Below are 23,764 nucleotides of genomic sequence, written 5' to 3'. Positions count from 1 at the left end.
GCAACACTAAATCTACTTTATTATTCATTTAATTAGTTATATTGACTAAGTTAAAAGGAATTAGCATGAAAGCCAATCTTTTCATTTACAGTTTGTTTGCAGCAGGCATCCTTATTGCTTGTGGAGATGAATCATCCTCAAGTCCCAATGATGCAAGCATAGAGCAAAATTCAAGTTCATCTATAGTAAACAATTCAGAGTCTTCTGATTCTAACCAAAACGAACAAGACGACTTTTCAAGCAGTTCAATTGCATCTAGCAACGCAACAATACTGTCCAGCAGTTCCGCTATACAAAGCAGTTCCGATCAAAAAGACTTATCGAGTAGTTCAACTGTAAAGGGATTTCCAGCAAACTACAATGCCGAAACAGGTCTTTTGACTGACGAACGCGATGGCGAAGTTTATACAACTGCAAAAATAGGCGACCAAATTTGGATGGGACAGAACTTACGTTACTATACCGAAGAGCCCGCCGAAGGCTGCGAATACACCTACAATGATTTAACAGAAGATGTTCCAAATTTATCAACTTATGGAAGAACTTATTCATGGATAGGAGCAACTCGTATTCCCTGTGATTACATATCCAAAAAAGCCACTTTTGGCAGTGAAGAATTCCCCTTACCACATCAAGGTCTTTGTCCCAAAGGTTGGCATATTCCTAGCTTAGAAGAATGGAAAATAATGATTGAAGCTATCGACAGTCAATTATACAAACTACTCTCTACAGGTTGGTCTGGAGAAGCATTTGATTATGCAGGAACAGACGATTACGGATTCAATGTACTTAAGCCACTTAATGGCATTTCTGTCTTGTTTATTATGCTAGACAATGGAGGAAGAGCCCAAACAATGGTTTTTGACAACATGGCAGGAGCAACGGTTCAATTGGAAACAGCTTATATCGTTAAAACTGTTTACGAGCTTTATCTCCGTTGTTTGATGGACTAATATTCAAGAAATGCCAATGAGAACATCATTGGCATTTTTTATTCTCATTGTATTTTTCTAAATTAATACATAACTTATTATGGTTTTAGTTTTGAAAAAATTTCAACTTCTCATTATCGCTTTTTTTTGTGCGTTCTTTTTTTCATCCTGTCTCCAAGATAGCGAAGAAAATGATCGCATTCCCGTGCGTTACACCGTCATCGTCACCGACAAGATTTCTGGCGAAGCGATTAAAGGCGCCAAAGTAGAACTGACAAACGAAGTGCAATCCGCACAAGATTTAAAAACAAATTCGAGCGGCACGGTAATATTCCCATCTGAAGAAAGCTACGTCAATCAGATTATAGTCACCAAAGACGGCTATTTTCCGAAAGACACCGTAGACGTCATTAGCAACCCGGACTCTAACCTGACGCTCATTCTCCGTTCTATCAGCATTTACCTTGTACCGACCGACACCGCGAAAACGGATTCAACGAACAAGCAATAAATTCCATGTCTTTTGAGCTCAAGAATCCGCCTCCGCAAAGCGCCCTGCGTTTTCTATCGCAGGAACTTATGATGCGGTATTCTTCTATACCCATAGATTTCAACGAAGAAAAAAGGGTATTGACAGTAGCGGTACCCGATGCTGGAGACATCGACCTCATAAACGATTTACAGGTTGCCTCGGGCGTTCATATTTTACCGGTAGAGGCCACAGAAGACCAGATTATCCAATGGATAAACGCTTTTGCAGAAAAGTCTATTCCAACTTTCGGGCTAAATTCTGCAAGTAGCAAGGCCAATTCTCCAATTATTCGTCTTGTTAACGAAATCATTTCAGAAGCCATGCACACGGGCGTTTCGGACATTCATTTTGAACCAGGAGAAAAAGCCTTTCTTGTAAGGTTTCGTAAAGACGGCGTACTTAAAATCGCAAGAAAATTGCCGCTACGTTCCATTTCGGAAGTCATTTCACGCATCAAGATTATGGCGAGCATGGATATCGCCGAAAAGAGACGCCCACAAGACGGCCGAATTCATTTTGACGACGAATCCAAGGCTGTAGACATTCGCGTATCAGCACTCCCAACCGATTACGGCCAAAAAATGGTCTTACGTCTTTTGGATAAAGGCCAGATTATCCACAAACTCGATTCCTTGGGTATGACCCAAGCCCAGATTGACCTGTGTGAAAAAGAAATTCACAAGCCCTACGGCATGTTCTTGATTACGGGTCCAACTGGCAGCGGTAAAACGACAACCCTGTACACCTTATTACAAATGATCCGCAGTACAGAGTTAAATATATCTACCATCGAAGAGCCTATCGAATACAAACTAGAAGGCATTACCCAGACCGCCGTCAACACCAAAATAGACCTTACCTTTGCGGCGGCGTTGCGAACACTCCTTAGGCAAGACCCCGATGTAATCATGGTGGGTGAAATCCGCGACAGGGAAACCGCAGAACTTGCCATTAGAGCGGCCCTTACGGGACATCTTGTTTTTAGTACGCTCCATACAAACGACGCCCCCTCTGCAATCGTCCGTTTGATTGACATGGGTATAGAGCCATTCCTGGTGGCGTCGGCAGTCAACTTTATCATGGCACAAAGGCTTGTTCGCCGAATCTGCCCCAAATGCGGCGGAAAAGACCCAAACTGCCTTACCTGTGGGAACTGCGGCTACAAAGGACGTATCGGCATTTTCGAAATGATGCCGCTTACCGAAACCCTTCGTGACATGATACACAAAGGCGCATCCAACTCTGAATTAAAGAAAGCCGCCATACAAGGCGGTATGAAGACTTTGGCCGCCGACGGAGCAGATAAAGTCGCAGCAGGCTATACAACGCAATCCGAAATCGCAGCAGAAGCCATCGTTTGATACAATGCCCTGTTTTAGCAAAAAAAACGGATTTACGCTCCCACTCACGATTGTAATTCTTATAGTTATCGGCGCTTTGGCCACATCTTTTTACAACATGGTCAAAAGCGAACGTATCGAGTCTTATCGCCGCTTTACAACCATACAAAATGAACTAGAGCTTGAAAGCGGAACAAATTACGTTTTTTTTCGAATGCAAAAAGAAAACAAACCCTGGCGTACCGACAGTTTGTGCCACACCTCACAAAACGGGACCATTCATTTTTGTATTTCACAAAAACAAGACGGTGCTTTCGCCAAAATAAGCGTATTCAACCACGATTCTTCGCAATCATTCGACGCACATTCCGGTTTTATTCCCCCTAACCGTCCAGCGCTAACGCTACTAGCATCGCAAGCAAACACAAGCCTTGCGGGAAAAGCAAGAATAGAGGGCGGAATAGCCCTAAAAACAGGATCGCTTAGCTATAGCACCCATTATAAAATGCAAGCCTCCAAAGAAGCATTTTATGACACTGTCTACACCGGAGAATTTTCGCCCTATTTTAAAACATTAAAATTCTATCCAGACTTAAGCCGCAACCAGTTTCCAAATCAGTTTGCAAAGGAACGTTGTGTTTATGACGGTTCAGAAACTTTAAGCAGTATGCTCAACTGTAAAACAGTCATTATGCAAGGCAGAAGTCGCTGCGACCGGTGTCGCATTACAGCAGACCGCATTTTCATACGCGAAAACGTACAATTAAACAACGCTAGTATTATAGCAAGAACAATATCCTTAAAAGATTCGGTAACTTCTTCAGGCACATTTTTCGCACGAGACTCAATCGAAATTTCTCTATCTTCAAAACAAGAACTTTCAAACAAATTTATTCTCCAGGGTTTCAAAACAGGTGAGAATGCATATACCGGTTCATTAAACATTCAAAAGATAAGGGCAGAAAACGCCTTGATTATTTTTTTAGCAGACAATTGGGAAGACACTTTCAAAAACATTCCTGTAACTATTGCAGATTCTGTGGACTTACGCGGAGCGTTGATTTCAGGAGGGACAGTTGATTTCCGAGGAAAAATCACAGGTCAAATGATTGCCTACAATTTCGGGTTCTACGAAGGATCAACCCTTTGGAGTGGGTTCCTTCGAGACGGCCAAATTATCGGAGACACCACAATCCACCCATTTTTGCCAGATATCGTATATTTAGGCGGGAGAGCTAGCTATGAAAAATAGATATTCTCGCGTTGGCAGCACACTCGTCGAAGTTCTCGTCAGTCTTTCAATCCTCGCAACAACAGGCGTTTTTGTTATGGGCTTTTTATTTCAAAACCCAATGAGCAACAAGGCATGGAATGATTGCTACGGGCAAGAATTAAGCAAAATCGTTCTATTTACAACAAATATTAAAAAAGACACAACAATCTTGCATACAGACTCCAACGGAGTCTTCTGGGAAACATTAGTTAAACAATCCCAAGACGAGTTCGAAACCTGTTACAAAGTCATATCGATCCGCAACAAGACTGACTCTACCCGAGCCCTAAACTATTGCATATACGGAGAATCAAGATAATGTCCCGATTCAATGGCAAAAAAGGCTTCACTCTAATAGAGCTCATAGTCACCATGGCTGTTTCGGGCATATTTACCATTTTAGCTTTTAATCTATACAGCACCGCAAACTGCACTTTTTTAAAAGACAAAAACAAGCATGATGTTTTTTTCGACTACAATGTCAAAAAAAGCAAAACAATACAAATGTTGCGAAACCACCCCGGCTCATGCGAAAAACAAGAATTTGCGGAAGAATTGCATTTTTCATTTAAAGGAGATTCTGCAGAAATTCTAAATGAGAATCTTCCTTTCAAACCATTACAATGCAAGCCTATCGACAAGAAACGATTTTTTATTTATTTCCAAGGTCATCTTGACTCCGCTACGCATTCCTTAGCAGGCTTTAGCACAATTATTGATTAAATACAGCTATTAAAACAGGAACTTTTGCTATATTCAGAGTATGGCAAAAATCGGCATAGTCCTTGCGACCTACAATGGCGAAAAGTATCTCTCTCAGATGCTTGATTCGCTTGTGGCGCAAACTAGGCAAGCCGACTTTATTGTCGCCGTCGATGACGGTTCAAAAGACAATACGCCCGCGATTTTAAAGAGCTATGAGAATCGCTTGCCGCTGCAAGTGACAATTCTCGAAAAGAATTCCGGGCACCGCGCCGCGTTTTCGAAGGCTTTGGAACTGGCGCAGCCGCAAGTAACTGATAGCGATTTGATAGCGCTTGCCGACCAAGACGACATTTGGCTCCCGCAAAAGCAGGAATTACTCGAAAAAGAAATCCTGGACAAAGCTCTCGTTTTCGGAGATGCCCAAGTGGTTGACGCCGACGGAAAAATCATGGCCACATCTTGGCGCAGCTATTCGAAGATTGAAAAGAAAATTTCGATGGAACAGCAAATTGCGGGAATCAACAATGTGACGGGTTGCCTTTCACTTTTCCGCGCCGCATTGCTGAAGACGATTCTCCCGATTCCCGAGGGTGTGACCGTTCATGACCGCTGGATTGCGATGATTGCCGACAGACAAGGCGGAATTGCCGCCATCGACACACCTGTTGTGCAATACCGTATTCATGGCAACAACGCCGTAGGCGGTGTGGCAGCGCCTTCGATGAGCAAGACGCTTGAAACCCAGATTCAATGGATTCAGACTATCCTTGATAACGCAGGCAAACTCTTGCTCACAAAAAAAGAGATTCGCTTTGCCAAAAAGCTTTTAGGCCTTACCAAGGCGCGACTCACGCGCGCCATTTCGCCGCTCCGTTTGCTGTGGATTGCCAAGCACCGTAAAGAACTTTTCTTGAAAGATTCCGCCGCTGTTACCCTGAAGCGCATTCTATTTACCGCTGTTGGCCTGCCGCTTGCACGCAAGATTTGGAAAAAAGACTAATGCGTATCGGAATCGACATCAAGTGTTTACGCTATAACAATAGCGGCATCGGCCGCTATCTGATTAGCCTGTTAGATGCGCTCCAGGAAATCGACAACGAAAACGAATATTTTCTGTTTTCGCCGCATGCAATCGAATACACGATTACAAACAAGAATTTCAAACTTTGCCCCTATTCCGGAAAATTCGCATTTCAAAAGAAAATTCCGGGCATTCTCTGGCAGCAACTGACGCTCCCGCGCCTGCTCAAGCAACACCAGATTGATGTTTTCTGGGGACCGGAGCAAACGCTGCCCTTGGGCAAGTCTGACTGCAAAAAAGTTCTGACGGTTCATGATTTCGTATACAAGCGCTTTCCTGAAACCATGCGCAAATCGGTCCGCTGGATTAACAACCATATCGGCGAGAAATCGATTCTAGAAGCCGACGTGGTCGCGGTCAATTCTGATTTTACGAAAAGCGAACTTCTGCATTTTCACCCAAACATAGCACAGGACAAGCTTGAAGTAGTCCCTTGTGGGATCAATTGCGTTGTCACGCCTTTGTGTGCGAACCCACAAAGAAAAGGATTGCTCTTTGTCGGAAGCCTAGAGCCGCGAAAGAATTTCGGCAACCTGGTGAAGGCACTTGAAATTCTCGACAAAAAGGGAATTCAGGTAACGCTTACCATGACGGGCCCCAAGGGGTGGAAAAACAGTTCCGAAAACAGCCTGTTGCAAAATTCGCCGGTGGCAAAGAACATTCAGCATTTAGGGTTCGTGAGCGACGACGAACTGCGGAACTTGTACGCCAACAGCGCCGCAGTCATATTCCCTTCTGTGTACGAGGGTTTCGGGCTCCCGGTGTTGGAAGCGCTGAACTACAAGACGCCGGTGTTAACCACCAAGGGCTCCGTGATGGAAGAAATCGCGGAAGATTGCGGGATTTATTTTGACGCCAAGAATCCAGAATCGATTGCGCAAACAATTGAAACCTTTTTAAACAGGCAGCAAGATTTCTTGAGCGACAAAGAAGACAAGCGCAAAGCCATTCTCGAAAAATACCAGTGGAAAAATTCGGCGAAGCAGTTAGTGGAAATTTTTGAACGACTGGGCCGTTCTCGCGGAGGTGCCGCATGAGAACCGCCGTCATTCTAGTGACTTTCAACGGGTGGGAAATGACCCGGAACTGCCTGAGCGATATGGCAGCGCAACTCACGGACAGCGAGCACTTTGTAGTCGCCATCGCCGACAACGCCAGCTCCGACGGCACGGTAGAACATTTGCGCAAAGAATTCCCGACAGTTCATGTTTACCCGAGCGACAAGAATCTTGGATTCGGAGCCGCCAATAATTTGGCCATCAAGGGATTGCTAGGCGACGGAGAATCGTTCGATTCGATTTGTCTGCTGAACAACGACACGCGATTCTTGCCGAACATGCTCCCCCGCTTGCAAAAAGCATGGGAAAAGGCAGAAGCGCTCGCTCGCGAAAGCGGAAATGCTTACGCCGTTATAGCGCCAAGCACCAAGAACAAAGACGGCAGCGACCAGCCGAATTACTTTGCAGGCCTTGGCCCCGAAGGAATCGGAAGCCTGAAGTTCTTCACGAATGCGCTCCGCAACGAAGAAGGCGCCGCCGAAATTTTGCAAGGCAAGCCGAGCAAGACCGCGCAAGAAAACCTTTTGGAAACGAATTGGCTCAGCGGCGTATGCTGGATGTTCGGCAAAGAGCTTTACAACGCCTTAACAAGTGAAGGCGGCTTTTTTGACGAAAAGATTTTCATGTATTACGAAGATGCCGACCTCGCCCTGCGCGCCCGCAAGTTAGGAACTAGATTCTTTATTTGCAAAGATATCGAGCTTACGCACTTGGGCGGAGGCTCTGCGCAAAGCAACACGAGCCGCGCCTTGCAGCACGACCGCGCCCAGCAATACGTATTTAAAAAGCATTTTGGCATGCACGGACTTTTGCTTTCAAAGGCATTCCGCATTTTGCGCAGTTCTGTACGAATTGCGTCGGCTATTCCGCACATCGGTTCTAGCGAAAAGAGAAAGTACCTTGTGCACCACTTGGCCTTGTTGAAGGCTGCTTTATGGTAAGGATTATGAAGAGTTCTTGTAAATTAACGGTTTTAGCGACACTTGCAACGTTTACCGCTGCATGGGCAAATCCGCATATTACGTTCAGCGATTCTGCGCGCCACCACGAGGTGAATATTACCGCGCAGTTGCTTGATTCCCTTGCGATTACGAACCTGACGAATGCGCCCACGCATTACGACAATTCGGCTTCGGTGCGCTTGTTCTTGAACGGGCACTTTACCGAACGATTCTTGTTCAACGCCCGCGTCAAGGTGAGCACGGACCACACGAATAAGGACATTTACGACAACTTTTACAACCCGAGCGAAGGAATCCCCTACAACAAGCAGAGTGACAACAAGCGCACTTGGGACCTTTTTGCAGCTAATGCCAGCTATGACTTGGATGCCGTTCGCCTGCTCGCAGGATTTGATTATTTGAGCATGGGACCCGCCCGCAGAAACCACGTGATTTTGCGCGGCGAACAAAGCAATTACCGCCCGTGGCAAGATTCTACGAGCCGCATTTACGAGCCCGCACCTACGCCGTATTTCGGCTACCAATTTGAATTAGGCCCGATTGTTTACACGCAGTACGCCATGAAGCTTTTCGAAAAGAAGAACTTCGGCAAATACATGCACGTACACCGCTTAGATTTGAACTTGCCCAAGGACATTACGCTGGGTATTTCGGAAACGGCACTCTACGGAAGCACCACCGAAGAATTCCCGAACCCGAACGAAGACGCTGACAGCACCGGCCGCGAATTCGAATGGGCTTACGTGATTCCGTTCATTCCTTACGTTTTCCAGGAACACCTGCAGGGCGACCAGGACAACATTTCGCTCGCGTTCGATTTGAGCGTGAAGACGATTCCGCATTGGGAATTTTACGGCGAACTTTTGTGGGACGACATGAAATCGCCCACGAGCATGTTTGACGACGGCTGGTGGGGCAACAAGTGGGCCACCTCGGTCGGCATTGCCCGCGACAGCCTTAAGCTCGGCAGCACGCTTTGGAACTGGTACCTGGAATACACCCGCGTAGAACCGTGGGTCTACACGCACCACAAGGGCGGCGGCTACACTTACCGCAGTTACTCGCAAAGTCTCGGCACCGATCTCGGCCCGAACAGTCGCGAAGTTTACAGCGAAGTCAGCGGACTTTACAAGGTTGAAAGCGGCATGCTGAAAGACGCCTTGTTCAAGGGAACGCTACATGCAAGCGCCGTCGCAAAAGACACGGCCTTCGGCGGAAACATCACCGACATGCACACGCCCGAAAGCGCTACCGATAAGAAATTCTTGAACGAAAATACCACCTTGCACTACGCGGAAGTCGGCGGTAAAATCGAAATCAAGCCGTGGGATTGGATGACTTTCCGCGCGGGCTATGACCGTTACTTTGGCGATTACGAAGGATTCCGTGCCATGGTCGGCGGAAGCGTACAGTACTAAGTCAGTTGGCAGTAAGCAGAAAGAAGTAGAAAGAGACTATTCTTCAAACAATGCGTTCAGCTGTTCGGGAGTTGTTGCCGCCAACGCCTTCGCACGCCACTCTGGATTCAGCAGTTTGCGAGCAATGCCTGCAATAAATTGTGTATGGCACGTTGCAGACTCCGCCGGAGAAAGCAGCAAGCAAATGTATTGCGGCACTTGCCCTTCTTTCACCTTGATATCGGTAAATCCTTTAGGGCAAACAGCAAAAGCAAACAGAGGCTGCGGAAGCCCAGGCACGCGGGTATGCGGCAAGAGCAGGCCCTCGCCCATATAGATTCCCTGGGACACGCGTTCCGACAAAGACTTCCATGTCGCCATGGGGTCGAACTTGACCGGGCCATGCACCAAGGCATCGTAAGCAAAGCCCAAAGCCCTAGCAAAGGACTCGGATTCTGCATAGTGTTTTACGTAGATTGGCTGCATTTATACCAGTGCGTTGTCCATGAAGTCGAAGGTCTTCGGAGATGTAGCCTTGGCAATCTTCTTGAATTCATCGAAGACTACGCGCAACTGACGCTTACCCGGTTCAATGTACTGTTCAAACTTCTGGATTCCCTTCACCTTGCTCAAGAAGCAGTAGGCGCCCATGGCCTGCATCACGCGCTGCAAGCTAGCGTGAATAAAGGCTTCCCAAGCGTCGTCCTTGGTGTAGGTCTTGGTTTCGCGATAAGAAACGCGCCAGTATTCAAAGAAATCCTTGATTTCGGTCAGAGAAAGTTCTACGTACGGGTCCCACAAGAGAGAGGCCAAGTCATAGAACATGGCACCACGGCGAGCGCCCTGGAAATCCACGAAGGCGATTTCGGAATTCGGCTTCACCATGATGTTCTGGCTCTGGAAATCGCGATGCATCAGGACCTTGTGCTGGGCTTCCACAGAAACAGCAATCAAGGAATAGAACTGACGCACGTATTCGGGGATTTCAGCAATGCCCTTGAAATTCTTCAGGTAGTTTTCAGTAAAGTAGTCCGTTTCCCACTTGAGAGCAGCGAAATCAAAGCGACGCAGCCAGAGGTCAGAGCGGGAACTGAACAGCGAACGAGAAATGTTCTGCCACTTGATCAAAGAATCAATGACTTCGGGGTAAAGAATGCGAACGTTGCCCGTTTTCTTTTCGGACCCCGGCGAAACAATGTTGTCGAGCAAATTGTGTGCGCCCAGGTCTTCTTGAAGCACGGAGCAAGAAGCTTCGTCTACGCAATAAATCTTAGGAACCGGAAGTCCGAAGGAATTGAAAGCTTCGGCATAATCCACAAAACGCTTAAAATCTTCATCGACCGAGGCAGATACCTGCAGCACAGCACTCTGCTTGCCAGAGGCAATTCGATAATATTTACGGCCCGAACCGGCACCGGCGATAGAGGTGACTTCGTAATCGGCATAGCCGCGGGACTTCAAATACTTTTCAATAACAGGCGAAACAATTTCGTTACTCATGCCTTCCAATATAAAAAAAATGATTCCACGCTAGTGGAACCGAATCCGTGTGGCAATAAAAAAGCTTTCTTATTACGAGAATTTGATACGCGGGTCTACGAGCGTGTAGAGGATATCGCTGAAAAGGCGGCCAATCATCGCCATCAAGCTGCTGAGGAAGATGACGCCCATGACCACGTTGTAGTCGCGGTTCACCATGGAGTTGTAGTAGAGCAGTCCCATGCCGTCGATATCGAAGACCTTTTCGATAAGGAGCGCACCCGCAAACATCAGGGTGCAGATTTCGGAAAGGCGCGTGGCAATGGGAATCAGGGCGTTACGGAGCGCGTGGCGGACGAGCGCCTGGTTAAAGCTCATGCCCTTCGCCAGAGCCGTGCGCATATAGTCCTTGCCCAGTTCTTCCAGTGCGGAGTTCTTCATGAGGAAGGTCAAGAACGCAAATTCGCTAATCATGTAGCAGAAAATCGGCAGAATCAAATGATGTCCGAGGTCCACAATCTTTTCGAAGAAGGTAAAGTCCTCGAAGTCATCGCTCGTGAGACCTCCCAGCGGGAAAATGTCGAGGTAAGAACCGCCCGCGAGGAAGATAATGAGCAAAATACCGAGAGCGTAGCCCGGCATCACGTAGCCCGAGAAAATCACGCCCGAAGAAAGGGAATCCAGCTTGCTTCCGTGATGCACCGCCTTCCAGAGGCCAAGCGGAATGCAAACCAGGTAGCTCAAGAAAAACGAAGTAATTCCAAAGAACAGCGAAATCGGGAAACGACTCGTAATCACGTCCCACACAGGGAGGCCATAGGTATAGCTAGAGCCCAAGTCCAGGTGCAGAACATTCCAGAGCCAAGTCAGGTAACGCTTCCAGGCGGGTTGGTCAAAACCGAAGTACGCCTGGATTTGCGCAATCTGATCGGGCGAGAGCGCCTTGGAGGCATCTACCCCGCCCTTCATGGCAGCGGCCTGCTGCGCACGCGAAATCATTTCCTCCACAGGTCCACCCGGCAACAGCTGGATAAGAATAAAGCATACCAGAGAAATCCCGATGAGGGTCGGGATCATCAAAAGTAAGCGGCGGAGGATATAAGAACGCATGAGCTTACAATGCGATTAGCGCATCTTGCCGGAGCGGAGCACGTCCATCATGTTGAAGGGTCTTGCCGTTCCGTTTGCAATGTGGCAAGCGAGGAAGTTCACGGCGTCCACAGTACCTTCGGCGTAAATCTTGCGGCCGCACACGTTATGCTGGAATTCAAAGTGAACCGTACCGTCAGCGCTGTCAAGGCTGTAGGTGTGGAATGCGTGACCGCCGAGGTATTCTTCGGGCACGTGCATGCGTTCCATCTGTTCCTTCTCGTCACGAACCTTTTCGATATCATCGACGGTAAAGTCAAAACCCATCTTCTGGAAGTCACCCACCACGGCGCGTGCGGTACCGCTCGTATCGGCCTTGGTCTTCTGGTGGCTTTCGACCACGGAGAGCTTGTAGCCGCTGAATGCCGTCGGGAATTCCTTAGCCAAGAATTCAATCATCGTTTGGAAAGCGACAATCTGCTTTGCCATATTCGGAGCAATCACGCTCGGGTGATTTGCATCGGCAACGAGCTTGGCGAGCGCTTCGCGGTCACCGCCGGTGGTGCCCATCACGAACGGAATCTTGTGCTTGACGTAGAAGGCGGCGTTGTCATTCACGGCCGTCGGGTGCGTATAGTCAATGCAAATGACGTTCGGATACTTTTCAAGAACTTCGCCAATGCGAGCTTCACGATTGCTCGGCTTCAAAAGTTGGATGGTCTTGCCGGCGACTTCGGCTTCGTTTTCAACGATAATTTCACCCGTCAGAGAATACGGAACGAGTTCGAGGCCGCGGGCCACGCAGGTTTCGGCCACAATGCGGCCCATGTTGCCCGGAATACCATTTACCATCACTTGTACAGACATAATAACTCCTAGTTTTTGGGAGGAAAGATAGAAAAAGAACTTAGTTGGTAGAACTTAGAACTTAGAATTTCCAGCGGTTTGATTCGTACTCGTCGAGAATGGACAAGGCCTGGCGAGCCTTCTGGATTTTTTTGAGATGGGTTTGGTCCTCGGCGAGGTGTGAAAGCGCAATCCTAACACGAGCCGCAAATTTGCCGACCGTTTCGCCGGGCTCCCGTCTAAAGCCGGCGCGGGCTAAATCACGCTCGGCGCGGTTCAGCTTGCTTACCCATTCTAGAGACCGCGCCGAGACATAAGCGCGATTCTTGGAGATTAATTTATACGCAATATAAATCTTGCGCCCCGCAAAGCCAACAACAAGAATCACCAGCACTGCATACAGAATCGGACTTTCCAAGAGGGCGGTCGATTGATTTTGCCAGCTATCGACAACGCGGCGCCACTCGCCTTCTTTAAGAGCATGCATCACGCGGGCGAAACGCCCGCGCACGCCCTCCCATTTGACGCTCCACCAGCTGGGAGCCTGTACAAACTGCGGCAAAATGGGAGGCGTCGGGTCGAAGATAACCCAGCGATTATCTACATACGCTTCGACCCATGCATGCGAATGCTTGCGGCGGAAAATGCTATAAGGCAAGCCCTCGACAATCTCAGGATTTGCAAAGCCAGTGACATACCGTGCCGGAATTCCAAGCCGACGAAGCACCAACGCCGAAAGCGTCGCATAGTATTCGCAGAAGCCCTGCTTTTCGCGCCAGAAAATCGCCAAAGGCTCATTCTTCGCACCACCCCAGCGCGTAATTCCCGGCACCGTAAGCGAATAGGTAAAGTTCGTGAGGTAATAGGCAAGCATTTTTTGCAACACTAGCGAATCCGGCATCGATTTTGCAGGTGCTGCAGAATCCACCGCCGCAGAGTCGCGCAAGTCCATCGCCGCAATCACGGAGTCAATCAGCGGCAAATACCGCTCGCCTACCATCAAGTCGCCATCACCCGGAGCCAGCAAAGAATCCGGCAGCGAGCAAGCCTCCGGCGCATTCTCCGCCGAAACAGGCCAACATTTAAAATAATGCCAGTCAGAGCGTTTTCCATTACCATTCAGGCCCTGCACCATACCGCCCGAATAATAGGTCAACGAGTCCACATCTTTTGCCGCAAAGCCCACGGCACCATAGGGCGCAAACACAAAGCCAAAGTTATCCAGCGTCGATTGAACCCAGATTTGTTCCACCTCACGCAAGGAATCGGCCTTCGTCAGCGAATCCGCAGTCTCAAACACAGCATAGTCCACCTGATAGTAGGCCGGATAAAGTCTTGTCGTAAATTGTGTCGGCAATTTCCAAATGCCCGCCACGTACTTTTCGTAGCTAGCCGCCTTAAAGTATCTTGACGGCTGTTTATCCCACACGCGCAACACGACTTGGCTATTATAACGGGAATTGTAATTGCTCCCGAAACTACCCAAGGCAGCGACCGGATCAAAGCCCATCATGCGTTCGCGCTGGTAGTAGTCTTCGGCCATTTTCGCACCGTAGCGGTAACGCTGCGATTTCCAATGTTGCCAACCGCCGTAAGAGATTGCACCGAGAGCAGCAATCACGAGCAAAAAGAGTCCGTACTTGTAAGGCGCTGTTCCGCGACGGCTATAAGCGCAAAGCGCAAGCAAGAATCCAACAAGTCCGACAAAGCCCCAGCCATGCGGCACCATGTACATTCCAAAGAGCAAAGCACCTACGCCATCGAAGGCGACAAAAACTTCAAAGCCTCCGTTTCCGCGACTCCGTTCCTGCAACGCCGCCAAATACAGCAAGTAAATTCCCGGCAAGAAAATCAAATAAGGCGACACGCCGTTTTCAACCGAAGGCGTCATCACCCAGAAAAGCGCAAGCGGGACAATCGCTCCGTACGCCAAAATTTTGTTGTAACGCGGGCGTTTCGCAAATTCGCGGCGACGCGTCGCATTCAACACACCGATGACCACAAAGTAAATTGCAAACAAAAGGCCGAGCCACAAGAAATCAAACGTATGACCCAAATTCACCGAAGCCAGGCAAAGGAACAGCACCTTAAAGGCGTAGCGAATGTCTACTTTCTCACTCGCCATCATAGCGTCACCCTCTCGCCTTCGCAATCTTCAGGCGAAATCACCAGCAATTTATCTTCGGTCGAAGCAGGCTGCGTTCCGACCACGACATGCTTGTTCACAAGCGGTTCATCGTTTTCGTAAAGTCCGATGCGAAGCACCGGATCCATCGGGCGCGCCGCAGGAGCCCAAGGTGCGGGCTGTTTTGCGTGCGCAAGCGATGCGGGCGGAATTCTCGCCAGAGCATCCAGCAAATTCTTGCGGCTTTCGTTACCGCCATCCAAGGCAATTTCTTCGCTATCGATAAAGAATCGTCCGAGAATTTCGCGGTTCAAGAGCCACTCGCCCACTGCCGCCGTCATTCGAATTGCATGTTCCAAGTACTGTCGCGACTTGAAATTCGGAGTCGCCGTATCCAAAAGCAAAATCACGCCTGCGCCGCGCTCGATTTCAAATTCTTTCGTAAAAGGTTTGCCGTAGCGGGCAAAGGCCTTATGGTGCAAATCGCGCAGAGAATCGCCTTCGCAGTAAGGCCGCACGCCGATAAAATTCATGCCTCGGGTAAGGCTTGGCATCAAGAAGGGCGCAAATGCCATGCCCGAAGCGCCCTGCGTCAGGAATGGAAATTCTTGCACCTTGAGCGCACGGGGGTAAACCAGCAATTCTACCGAGCCGTTAAAGCCATAAGGCCAGCGCAAAAGGCCCATAATTTCAGGCACATTCGCCGAGACCTTATTCAGCATGAAGGAGCCGCGGCGCGTCGTGCGCACTTGGCATTCCATCTTGCGCGGCGGCTCGCCCTTCTTAATCTTCTCGCGGTCCGATTCAAAGCCTGTAAGCGAGGGCGGCAAACGGTTCGCCCCCAAAGTCACGCAGTCAATCGTCGAACGCACCGCCACATACGCCGTCACCGTAGCCGTTTCGCCTTCGCGCACACGATTCACCGACACGCTTTCAACCGCAATTTTGCTCCGCTTCGCCGTCACAAAAAGGCTAAAGACAAGTCCCAAGAAAAGCAGGAAATCAATGCCCGCAAAAATCCAGGCCGCCCAAAATCCAGGCACCGCCCCCGCAAACATCGCCAGCAAAAATAACGAAGCAAATGCACGACCCGCCGGAGTAAAATAATCTAGCCACCAAAAGTAAACAGCCATCAAAATCCCCGATTTTTTCGGGGCCCGCGGAATCGCGTTCAACAGCCATTTAACTAAAGTAAGCATTCGATTTTACTCAGATTTCAGAATTTTTCAAACAACGAACAGAAAAACCGTAAGACTTTTTATGAGTATACATGAAAGCCTCCCAATAATGGTCATAGGTCAAGCCCATAAAGCGTGCATAATCTTCTGTATACTCCGAGGAACTCCAAAAATACGCAATAAGACCTTCGTAATCAAAATAATCATCAACAAATTTTCTACCAGCAGGCAAAGCACTAAAGCCCGTAGAATCTGTTCCGCAACCATGAAGGAACCAACCGCTTTGAGATTTAAGCACTCTACCGGCAATATCCTTTCCGCCCAAGGCATCTAACAATGCATACCATTCTTTTTCCTTTGGCAGGTGCCAACCCGGCGGACAAATACCATAAATAGTGTCCGGTAGCCAGCATCTTTTTCCATAGCCGCAATCCAAAGCTTCATTTTCAGCCAACCCGACAGAATCAATAGCGGCAGCCCAAGTATAATAACGGCCCACTACATCACAGTTCATGGTATCATTATGATAGCACCAATTGTTCCCTTTTAAGCTTTCCGTTTTAACGCTATCCGCATAATTCAAGTTTTCTGCCATCCATGTTTGAGAGGCAATCTTTATCGTCTTATAAACCTTACCATCACGAGGATCTACTAAAGTATCATAGCTTATTTCAGGATTCAACCGAGCTTCTTTGGGAACTTCCCAACTCCAATCCACATAATCAATCCAACCATTTGCCGTGCAGTAATATTTACTGTAGTCAGACACGGCTCCATTAATGATTTTTCCGACATCAGCCAAGGTACAAGTTTCACCGTATGTATCATACTCTGAAACTAATGCATAGACCCATTCAGAATCTCTACAGACATAATACATTTCATCCTTAACACTTCGAGCAATTTCGCCTTCATTTTCAATCGAGCAACTTGGCAAACCCAAGTCAGGTTCATTATTACCAGGTTCGATGCTGTCTGATTCAACGCTATCTAACTCAAGGGTATCCGGTTCAAACAACACATCATCATAAAGATGAATCAGCGAATCTACTTTTCTTTCTTCAGCAGCATCATCTAGCGGCAAATACAATACAGAGTCACCGCTACTACTAGAACTTACAACTGGTTCGAGCCATTCATTCTCATCATTGACACTCGTATCTTGCATAGCCTTATCAGCAGCTTCAAAAGGAGACTCTTCTAAAGCCTCATAATCAGCATTGCTGCAAGCCACAAACAAAAATATCAAGCCCACCCAAAACGGCAATATAATTTTCATAAAGATTCCGTTATCGAAAGCCGTCTTTGCAGTGTTATTTGGGTATATTGACCTGCTTCAGGATTCCCTGCAAAATCTTCTTGCTGGCATCGGGATCGCCGCTATCCTTAGCGAACACACGGTGTTCCATCACTGGGAAGAACACACGTTGAATATCGTCTGGATTCACGAAGTCGCGCCCGTTCACATACGCACACGCCTGCGCCATGCGCACCAAGTTCATGCCTGCACGCGGGCTTGCCGCCAAGCGCACGCTGCCGTCGTTACGCGTCGCCTGCACCAGCGAAATCACATAACGTTCCAGCGATTCATCAATATGAATATCACGCACCGTGGCGCGAGCCTTCAAAATTTCTTCGGGAGTCGTCACCGCCTTCAAAGCGTCAATCGGACGACTGCTGCGATGCGCACGCAAAATTTCAAGCTCTGTTTCTGCAGTCGGATACCCAACCGAAATGCGCACCATAAAGCGGTCCATCTGCGCTTCGGGCAATGGGAACACGCCGTGGAATTCCACCGGATTCTCGGTTGCAAGCACCATAAAGAGTTCCGGCAGTTTAAAGCGCTCGCCTTCCAACGAAACCTGGCGCTCCTCCATAGCTTCGAGCAAAGCACTCTGCGTACGCGGCGAGGCTCGGTTGATTTCGTCTGCCAGGAGCACCTGCGTAAATACAGGCCCTTTACGAATTTCAAATTCACCCGTATTCGCCTTGAATACGGCACCGCCCGTTACATCAGCGGGCAGCAAATCCGGCGTAAACTGGATTCGTGCAAAGTCAGCCCCAATTGCGGCCGCAAGCGCCTTCGAAAGTGTGGTCTTGCCCGTGCCAGGAACATCTTCCACCAGCACGTGACCATCGGCCAGCAGCGCCATCACCAAAAGTTCCACTGTCTCAGACTTTCCGAGCAGCACCCCATTCAAAGCATGAATTAAATCTTTAACCATGCTTTAAATATATGTTTTTTAGTTGATAAAACTTGTTTTCATCAATTCTTTACGCAACGAATAGACATGAAACTCGCTTTTTCATGGGCTTCGATTTTGAAAGAAGTCGATGAATGGTGCAATGTATACACTGTAAAGGTGGTAGCCGAGTTTTCCGTAGACGAAACCATCGAAAGCGTTGCTGAGTAGCCACTAAATAAAGAACCATTTGCCACACCAGAGAAACCCGTGGTATTCGTTGGATAAGAATCACCGGCAGGTATATCCCATAAACCATTAACCGATTCAAGTGATGGAGAAACGCCCGTCTTGACGTTGTTAACCGTATTTTGGGCAGCCACATAATTTATAAGCGTCTCGAATTCAGACTTTTGCGGGATGTGATAACCATCAGGACATAGTCCCTGTGCAGGATGATACAAGTACTTATCCGAGCCATCTGATTCTGTTGCACGATTAGAATTGTACATATCATCCAAATTCAGTGCTGCAGCCCATGTATACAAGCGTCCAAAACGACGGCAATACTCATCCCCATAGCCTTGAACAGAATTATTTCGGCAATAGCTTGTTACTCCACCATCGGCATACGAAAGATTCTGTGCCATCCAAGTCTGAGTTCCAATCTTTATCGTTCTGTAAACCTTATTGTCCCGTTCATCCACAAGAATTCCATAATCACCATTCTTAAGCATTTCCTGATTCAAGAATTCCGTAGTAACAGTATCATACTTGGGAACATAAACAACCGTATTCGTATCATAAACACGTAAGGTATCGTAATGATTCACAACAAGGGTGTCAAACGAATAGACTGTATCGACAAAATAGATTGAATCTTTCAAAACTAGCGTATCTTTCACAACCAAAGTATCATAAGAAAACACAGTATCTTTGGAAACGAGCGTATCCTTCACAACTAGGGAGTCATACACAAGAACAGTATCTTTAACGAAGAGTGTATCCTTAACAACTAGGGTGTCATACGAAAACACAGAATCTTTGTAGGCTATCGTATCCTTAATAACTAACGAATCATACAAGTACAGCGTGTCTCTAGATATTAACGAATCCTTTAAATAAAGAGTATCCTTAACAAGGACCGTATCCTTTACCGATTGTTTATCAAAGACTAAATTGACTAGAATCCATTTTCCCTCAGAACAAGACCAAAAGGAAGAAGAGTCTAAAAGAAATACAATCTTTTTGTCATTATCTACAGAACATGAATCTAAATTTTCAACAGACTCAATTCCCGAATACTGATCATCCACGATATACGTATTTTCATCACCGCAGGCAGAAAACATCGTCACATAAATCAACGAGCCCACAAGTATGCAAAAAATATTTCTATTAATCATTATTCGCTCCCTAATTGGTATTTTCCATAGTAATTATAAAAAAGCTAAGTGCCAAAACGGCGAACAACCTGACGCAAAACGCGCAGACCGTAGGTAAAGACGTTCAAGTTCGACTTTTCGCCGGCGTAACGCGTTGGAATCGGGAGTTCCGCAAGCTTGTAGCCCAAAGAATCCGCAATCGAGATAATTTCGAGATCAATATCGAACGATGTACTCAATTTATCGAGTTCAAGCGTCCTCAAAAATTCCGAATCATACACGATAAATCCGCTGTGACGATCTGTCAACTTCTGGTAAAAAGCCAGGTTCTCAACAGCCGTCAAGAAGGCACCGCCAACACGCTTGTGCAAGGGCATATTTCCCGCCTTTGCACCACCGCGAGTCAAGAGACGCGAGCCTTGAACCAAGGCAAACTTTCTTTCGTCTTCGTGGTCAACATGGTTGACCGTCTTGAGATAGTCAAAAAATTCATCGAGCTGTTCTGCCGGGTACTGTCCATCGCCATGCAAACATGCCACGAGTTCGGCACCAGAACGGAGCCCCTCGGCTATACCCTTCTTAACCACAGCGCCATAGCCCGCATTCAGTTCAAAGCGCATGTAACGCAGCCTTGACTTTTTATTACTATCGAGTGTCGCGACAAAGTTTTCAAAGGCTCCGCGGGTATCGTCAACAGAGCCATCATCAATCACCAAGATAACCGATGTATTCCAAACTTCGTCGGAAATTTTTTGCAGGACAGAGGCAAGAGTATCAGCTACATTATAAGCGGGGACAAAAATAAAATGGTCACACTTCATAATGCCCCACAAACCAGGCCAACGATTCTTCGAGAGCTTCTTTCAGCGGAATTTTCGCCTTAAAGCCAAGCAAGCGTTCCGCCTTTTCGACAGAAGGCAGGCGGCGCAACGAATCATCGTAGCCCTTGCCGTAATATTCTTCGCCCGAAACAATTTCGACTCCGGGAACCGCACTTTCAGGAATTCCCTTGACTTCGGCATACACCGAGCGCATCAACTGCGAGAGTTCTGCAATCGAAACTTCGTTTGCGGCATTTCCCACATTAAAAGCCTGCGAAAGCACTCCAGCACGACGTTCCGGATTTTCGCCCGCCGCAAATACGCAGAACATAAAGTCTACCGCATCGTGCACCGAGGTAAAGCAACGTTTGGCTAAGCCGCCGTTTACAAGCTTAAGCGTTTCGCCGCGTACAAGCGCCGTCGAAAAATTCGCAAGCACACGCGGGATTCCTTCGCCATCGACTCCCGGCATAAAGTCCATGAACGGGCCCACGAAATTAAACGGGCGGACTACCGTCCAATTCAAGCCCGCGAGCCCTGCCAAATAACGTTCGGTCAAGAGTTTCGCTGTCGCATAGCTCCAGCGACTTGCCGCTACCGGCCCAAGCACAATTTCGGACTCGTCTTCGAAAAGCGCGCCCGAATCAGCCGCCGTCTTGCCGTAAATTTCAGAAGTCGAAAAATGAATCAGCCAGCTACCGCTCTTGGCACAAGCATCAGCCAATACACGCGGATGATCGTAATTGCTGCGAATCACCTCGGCCGCTTCGGCCATGTAGCGACCGGGCGTACAGATGGCCGCCAAGTTCACCACTACCGGGAACTGCGCAATGCGCGCTACCACCTCGGGGTCAGCAAGGTCTGCGCTCAAAAATTCAAACCGAGGATTCGTCAAATGTTCTTGAATGCGGTACGAATCCAGGTCCACGCCAAAAACACGCCAACTAGTGCGTTCAAAAATGGCGCGCAAAAGGTGACTACCAATAAAACCACCGCAACCCACAAGGGCTACGGTGATTGAGGTGTCTTCGAATTTTAAAGTCGAGTTCAAGACTATTTTGTCACCTTAAAGGTGGCAGAATTACCAGCCTTGGAGGTCTTTTCGTACGGAATCACGCGAATGATAGCCGTTTCGGTCGGTTCAGCGACATCTTCAGTCAGCTTCACCTGCTGTTCATAGCAAGTCTTTCCGTCCGGTTTTTCAGGACCGGCAGATTCTTCGAGCATGTCGATACCGGCATCTTCTTCAGACGTCTTGAACACAAAGCGGTAACCGGAGCCCTGTACATCAGAACCGTAAACCACCGTGATGGTTTCGCCCATCTTGAAGGAATCGCCCTTCTTGGGAGAAACAACTTTCACGCCATCAGAAACCGAGCAATCAAGCTTTTCGTCGTCATTGGCACTTGCAGACGAAGAATCGTCACATGCAACAAACATAAATGCAGCAGACACTGCGCACACAGATGTAATCAATTTAAAAAGCTTCATAAAGCCTCCGTTTTTTCTTAATATACAAAAGGTTGCACCAGCAAGAGCCGCCCATTAAGCGAAATTCTTGCAAAATAGCGACCTTTAGCAAGTTTTTCACCATCAGAAAGCAGAGAAACCGTACCCGGAGCCACATTTCGGACTTCACGTTTCAAGGTTTTGCCCATGACATCCATCAATTGGACATCCATTAAACCACCCTGAGTCGAAACAGTCAAATGACGAGCATCAAACGAAACGCCCGAGGCAATCGGATTCACAAAAGAAGTCGTGCTGCTAGAAGATTCCACATCGTTTTCAACCTTAGCAGGCTTACAACCCGTGCGGTACACTCCCTTCATATCAAAGGCAATCATATCGATATTCGGGCCGCCGTCACTTGTCGTCGAGGCAATCTTCATCTTAAAGTCAAGAGCATCCACCCAAACATCTTCGATATAAGCGGTATCCCACTTGTCCCAACTGCCCGTCGAGGGGAAAGCCACATCGTAAGTTCCGTTATCGATCGTGAATTTCATATCGCGGTTAGAATTGCCTTGGAACGAATAGCGGATCATGACGCGGGCATTGGAGGCCGACTGGTCAGAAGTCAACTTATAAGTCGCGGTACTGTAAGCACTATTTTCAATATTGAAGAAGCCCTGCCCCGTATAGCCCTCATGGTTCGATTCCGTCAAGCCATCTGCAATTTCAGGATTCGACATATCAATCGGAGAAGGCCACGCCGCATCAGCGGTGCCGTCAAAGCAAAGTTTCGGATCAATGGAACTAGACGATTCCGGCCCTTCAGAACTAGAAGAAGTCGGATTGTCGCCACCCTGTTCTTCGGAATCGTGAGCAATTTTCTTGCATTCGGAACCGCCCTTGAACACCGCCGTATAAGTGATATTGCGGGCCTTGGTTTTGAAACCGTAATAAATCATATTCTTCGAGATTTCGTTACAGTCGTCGTCCACCCACTTTTCGAAGGTCTGACCGTTCGGAGTCACGCGGAGCGTCATCGGGGAACCCGCCGGGAAATACTGAGTCTGCGTGATGAGACCGTTGTAATTCGAAAGGTTTGTCTGCACCTTGATGGTGTAACGTTTCTTGATAGTAGAAACAAGCGTGGTGAGCGCCGCCTTTGCGTCGGCAGAAAGATTCGAATTGCTCTTGAGATTTTCTTCAAGTTCTTCGCAAATCATCTGGGCATGGCCCATGGAACCCATCTCCTGGAAATGTGTCGTTCCATCGTTCACGCCATCCGGGTAATTCGGATATTCGCCCTTCTCCAGTTTCTTGTACAGATAACGTGTCACGTAATCAGGCATGTTCTTGTAAGTCGTATTGTAGGTGTTGTACGACTTCATGTTCAAATCGACAAACGGAACCTTGTTGTTCTTCGCCACCGTCTGCATCATGCCTCGAGCATCGTAGTTCTTGTCGCCCGTAGAGAACACGTTACGGCTACCGTTCAAGTTCATCGGCGAAATCAAGATTGCATTGGCACCCTTTGCCTGCGCAGCATCCACATACTTCTGGATGTAGCCAGGAAACTGCGACGGTTCCACATAGCGGGCAGCCTTACTGTAGTCGCGGTCATTATGACCAAACTGCACGAACAGGTAATCCCCCTTCTGGAGCTTGCCCTTGACTTCGTCCAAACGGCCTTCTTCAATAAAGGTTCTAGAACTGCGGCCACCGATGGCATAGTTATTCACCTTCACGCGAGACGCATCAAAGAAATAGCCAAGAACCTGGCCCCAACCCGTTTGCGGATAAGCATTATCCTTATAAGTGCAAACAGTTGAATCACCCACCACGTAGATAGAGAAACTAGTGGAATCACTCACGGCAACGCCAGCAAAAATGGCGGCAGCAACGAAGAATTTTAAAACACCCTTCATA

22 protein-coding genes are annotated in these 23,764 nt (G+C 47.9%); 9 read left to right on the top strand and 13 right to left on the bottom strand.

Annotated features, from left to right (window positions below; genetic code table 11):
- Positions 1-65 precede the first annotated feature (65 nt).
- The 9 genes from QOL41_RS06140 (at position 66) to QOL41_RS06100 (ending at position 9,301) form a co-directional block, all read left to right on the top strand.
- Positions 66-953, top strand: coding sequence for an FISUMP domain-containing protein (locus QOL41_RS06140; RefSeq protein ID WP_283429044.1), 888 nt, complete (start codon positions 66-68; stop codon positions 951-953).
- Positions 954-1,137: 184 nt separating this feature from the next.
- On the top strand, positions 1,138-1,443 hold the full coding sequence (locus QOL41_RS06135; RefSeq protein ID WP_283429043.1) for a hypothetical protein: 306 nt from the start codon (positions 1,138-1,140) through the stop codon (positions 1,441-1,443).
- A gap of 5 nt (positions 1,444-1,448) precedes the next feature.
- A complete protein-coding gene (locus QOL41_RS06130; protein ID WP_283429042.1) occupies positions 1,449-2,825 on the top strand; it encodes a GspE/PulE family protein in 1,377 nt (458 codons plus the stop codon).
- 97 nt (positions 2,826-2,922) lie between these two features.
- Positions 2,923-4,056, top strand: coding sequence for a hypothetical protein (locus QOL41_RS06125; protein WP_283429041.1), 1,134 nt, complete (start codon positions 2,923-2,925; stop codon positions 4,054-4,056).
- A 339-nt stretch (positions 4,057-4,395) separates the two neighbouring features.
- A complete protein-coding gene (locus tag QOL41_RS06120) occupies positions 4,396-4,800 on the top strand; it encodes a pilus assembly FimT family protein (RefSeq protein ID WP_283429040.1) in 405 nt (134 codons plus the stop codon).
- Positions 4,801-4,840: 40 nt separating this feature from the next.
- A complete protein-coding gene (locus QOL41_RS06115) occupies positions 4,841-5,782 on the top strand; it encodes a glycosyltransferase (RefSeq protein ID WP_283429039.1) in 942 nt (313 codons plus the stop codon).
- Positions 5,782-6,900, top strand: coding sequence for a glycosyltransferase family 4 protein (locus QOL41_RS06110; RefSeq protein WP_283429038.1), 1,119 nt, complete (start codon positions 5,782-5,784; stop codon positions 6,898-6,900). The genes QOL41_RS06115 and QOL41_RS06110 overlap by 1 nt, the downstream gene beginning before the upstream one ends.
- Positions 6,897-7,862, top strand: coding sequence for a glycosyltransferase family 2 protein (locus tag QOL41_RS06105; RefSeq protein WP_283429037.1), 966 nt, complete (start codon positions 6,897-6,899; stop codon positions 7,860-7,862). Before QOL41_RS06110 ends, QOL41_RS06105 begins: the two co-directional genes overlap by 4 nt.
- Positions 7,856-9,301 carry a capsule assembly Wzi family protein gene (locus tag QOL41_RS06100; protein WP_283429036.1) on the top strand — a complete coding sequence of 482 codons (1,446 nt, stop codon included), beginning with the start codon at positions 7,856-7,858 and terminating at the stop codon, positions 9,299-9,301. The genes QOL41_RS06105 and QOL41_RS06100 overlap by 7 nt, the downstream gene beginning before the upstream one ends.
- A gap of 36 nt (positions 9,302-9,337) precedes the next feature.
- On the opposite strand, the gene QOL41_RS06095 is transcribed toward QOL41_RS06100, so the two are convergent.
- The 13 genes from QOL41_RS06095 to QOL41_RS06035 form a co-directional block, all read right to left on the bottom strand.
- The gene (locus QOL41_RS06095) at positions 9,338-9,766 is read right to left on the bottom strand and encodes a PTS sugar transporter subunit IIA (protein WP_283429035.1); all 429 of its coding nucleotides are present in this window, start codon (positions 9,764-9,766) and stop codon (positions 9,338-9,340) included.
- Complete coding sequence (locus QOL41_RS06090) at positions 9,767-10,780, bottom strand: aminoglycoside phosphotransferase family protein (RefSeq protein WP_283429034.1); 1,014 nt, start codon at positions 10,778-10,780, stop codon at positions 9,767-9,769. It lies immediately after the preceding gene.
- Between the two features lie 72 nt (positions 10,781-10,852).
- Entirely contained in the window at positions 10,853-11,869 is a 1,017-nt protein-coding gene (locus QOL41_RS06085; RefSeq protein WP_072797323.1) for an ABC transporter permease subunit, read from the bottom strand.
- A gap of 15 nt (positions 11,870-11,884) precedes the next feature.
- A complete protein-coding gene (gene dapB / locus QOL41_RS06080; protein ID WP_088627742.1) occupies positions 11,885-12,715 on the bottom strand; it encodes a dihydrodipicolinate reductase in 831 nt (276 codons plus the stop codon).
- Between the two features lie 61 nt (positions 12,716-12,776).
- A complete protein-coding gene (locus QOL41_RS06075) occupies positions 12,777-14,822 on the bottom strand; it encodes a DUF4129 domain-containing transglutaminase family protein (protein ID WP_283429033.1) in 2,046 nt (681 codons plus the stop codon).
- On the bottom strand, positions 14,819-15,952 hold the full coding sequence (locus QOL41_RS06070; protein WP_283429032.1) for a DUF58 domain-containing protein: 1,134 nt from the start codon (positions 15,950-15,952) through the stop codon (positions 14,819-14,821). The genes QOL41_RS06075 and QOL41_RS06070 overlap by 4 nt, the downstream gene beginning before the upstream one ends.
- Before the next feature lie 76 nt (positions 15,953-16,028).
- Entirely contained in the window at positions 16,029-17,276 is a 1,248-nt protein-coding gene (locus tag QOL41_RS06065; protein ID WP_283429031.1) for a fibrobacter succinogenes major paralogous domain-containing protein, read from the bottom strand.
- A 34-nt stretch (positions 17,277-17,310) separates the two neighbouring features.
- Positions 17,311-18,222 carry an AAA family ATPase gene (locus tag QOL41_RS06060; RefSeq protein ID WP_283429030.1) on the bottom strand — a complete coding sequence of 304 codons (912 nt, stop codon included), beginning with the start codon at positions 18,220-18,222 and terminating at the stop codon, positions 17,311-17,313.
- A gap of 41 nt (positions 18,223-18,263) precedes the next feature.
- Complete coding sequence (locus tag QOL41_RS06055; RefSeq protein ID WP_283429029.1) at positions 18,264-19,067, bottom strand: FISUMP domain-containing protein; 804 nt, start codon at positions 19,065-19,067, stop codon at positions 18,264-18,266.
- A gap of 563 nt (positions 19,068-19,630) precedes the next feature.
- A complete protein-coding gene (locus tag QOL41_RS06050; RefSeq protein ID WP_283429028.1) occupies positions 19,631-20,386 on the bottom strand; it encodes a glycosyltransferase family 2 protein in 756 nt (251 codons plus the stop codon).
- On the bottom strand, positions 20,376-21,437 hold the full coding sequence (locus QOL41_RS06045) for an NAD-dependent epimerase/dehydratase family protein (RefSeq protein ID WP_283429027.1): 1,062 nt from the start codon (positions 21,435-21,437) through the stop codon (positions 20,376-20,378). The genes QOL41_RS06050 and QOL41_RS06045 overlap by 11 nt, the downstream gene beginning before the upstream one ends.
- Before the next feature lie 2 nt (positions 21,438-21,439).
- Complete coding sequence (locus tag QOL41_RS06040) at positions 21,440-21,877, bottom strand: hypothetical protein (protein WP_173654044.1); 438 nt, start codon at positions 21,875-21,877, stop codon at positions 21,440-21,442.
- 17 nt (positions 21,878-21,894) lie between these two features.
- Complete coding sequence (locus tag QOL41_RS06035) at positions 21,895-23,763, bottom strand: GDSL-type esterase/lipase family protein (RefSeq protein ID WP_283429026.1); 1,869 nt, start codon at positions 23,761-23,763, stop codon at positions 21,895-21,897.
- Position 23,764: the final 1 nt, after the last annotated feature.

The organism is Fibrobacter sp. UWB10 (genome assembly GCF_900182935.1).
GTDB classification, from domain to species: Bacteria; Fibrobacterota; Fibrobacteria; order Fibrobacterales; family Fibrobacteraceae; genus Fibrobacter; species Fibrobacter succinogenes_O.
The sequence above is the reverse complement of the archived record's forward strand: the minus strand, read 5'-3'. Positions and strand labels throughout refer to the sequence as shown.

Coding starts and splice junctions, on each gene's coding strand:
- QOL41_RS06140 (WP_283429044.1), top strand. CDS start 66: ATGAAAGCCAATCTTTTCATTTACAGTTTGTTTGCAGCAGGCATCCTT.
- QOL41_RS06130 (WP_283429042.1), top strand. CDS start 1,449: ATGTCTTTTGAGCTCAAGAATCCGCCTCCGCAAAGCGCCCTGCGTTTT.
- QOL41_RS06125 (WP_283429041.1), top strand. CDS start 2,923: ATGGTCAAAAGCGAACGTATCGAGTCTTATCGCCGCTTTACAACCATA.
- QOL41_RS06120 (WP_283429040.1), top strand. CDS start 4,396: ATGTCCCGATTCAATGGCAAAAAAGGCTTCACTCTAATAGAGCTCATA.
- QOL41_RS06115 (WP_283429039.1), top strand. CDS start 4,841: ATGGCAAAAATCGGCATAGTCCTTGCGACCTACAATGGCGAAAAGTAT.
- QOL41_RS06110 (WP_283429038.1), top strand. CDS start 5,782: ATGCGTATCGGAATCGACATCAAGTGTTTACGCTATAACAATAGCGGC.
- QOL41_RS06105 (WP_283429037.1), top strand. CDS start 6,897: ATGAGAACCGCCGTCATTCTAGTGACTTTCAACGGGTGGGAAATGACC.
- QOL41_RS06100 (WP_283429036.1), top strand. CDS start 7,856: ATGGTAAGGATTATGAAGAGTTCTTGTAAATTAACGGTTTTAGCGACA.
- QOL41_RS06095 (WP_283429035.1), bottom strand. CDS start 9,766: ATGCAGCCAATCTACGTAAAACACTATGCAGAATCCGAGTCCTTTGCT.
- QOL41_RS06090 (WP_283429034.1), bottom strand. CDS start 10,780: ATGAGTAACGAAATTGTTTCGCCTGTTATTGAAAAGTATTTGAAGTCC.
- QOL41_RS06085 (WP_072797323.1), bottom strand. CDS start 11,869: ATGCGTTCTTATATCCTCCGCCGCTTACTTTTGATGATCCCGACCCTC.
- dapB (WP_088627742.1), bottom strand. CDS start 12,715: ATGTCTGTACAAGTGATGGTAAATGGTATTCCGGGCAACATGGGCCGC.
- QOL41_RS06075 (WP_283429033.1), bottom strand. CDS start 14,822: ATGATGGCGAGTGAGAAAGTAGACATTCGCTACGCCTTTAAGGTGCTG.
- QOL41_RS06070 (WP_283429032.1), bottom strand. CDS start 15,952: ATGGCTGTTTACTTTTGGTGGCTAGATTATTTTACTCCGGCGGGTCGT.
- QOL41_RS06065 (WP_283429031.1), bottom strand. CDS start 17,276: ATGAAAATTATATTGCCGTTTTGGGTGGGCTTGATATTTTTGTTTGTG.
- QOL41_RS06060 (WP_283429030.1), bottom strand. CDS start 18,222: ATGGTTAAAGATTTAATTCATGCTTTGAATGGGGTGCTGCTCGGAAAG.
- QOL41_RS06050 (WP_283429028.1), bottom strand. CDS start 20,386: ATGAAGTGTGACCATTTTATTTTTGTCCCCGCTTATAATGTAGCTGAT.
- QOL41_RS06040 (WP_173654044.1), bottom strand. CDS start 21,877: ATGAAGCTTTTTAAATTGATTACATCTGTGTGCGCAGTGTCTGCTGCA.
- QOL41_RS06035 (WP_283429026.1), bottom strand. CDS start 23,763: ATGAAGGGTGTTTTAAAATTCTTCGTTGCTGCCGCCATTTTTGCTGGC.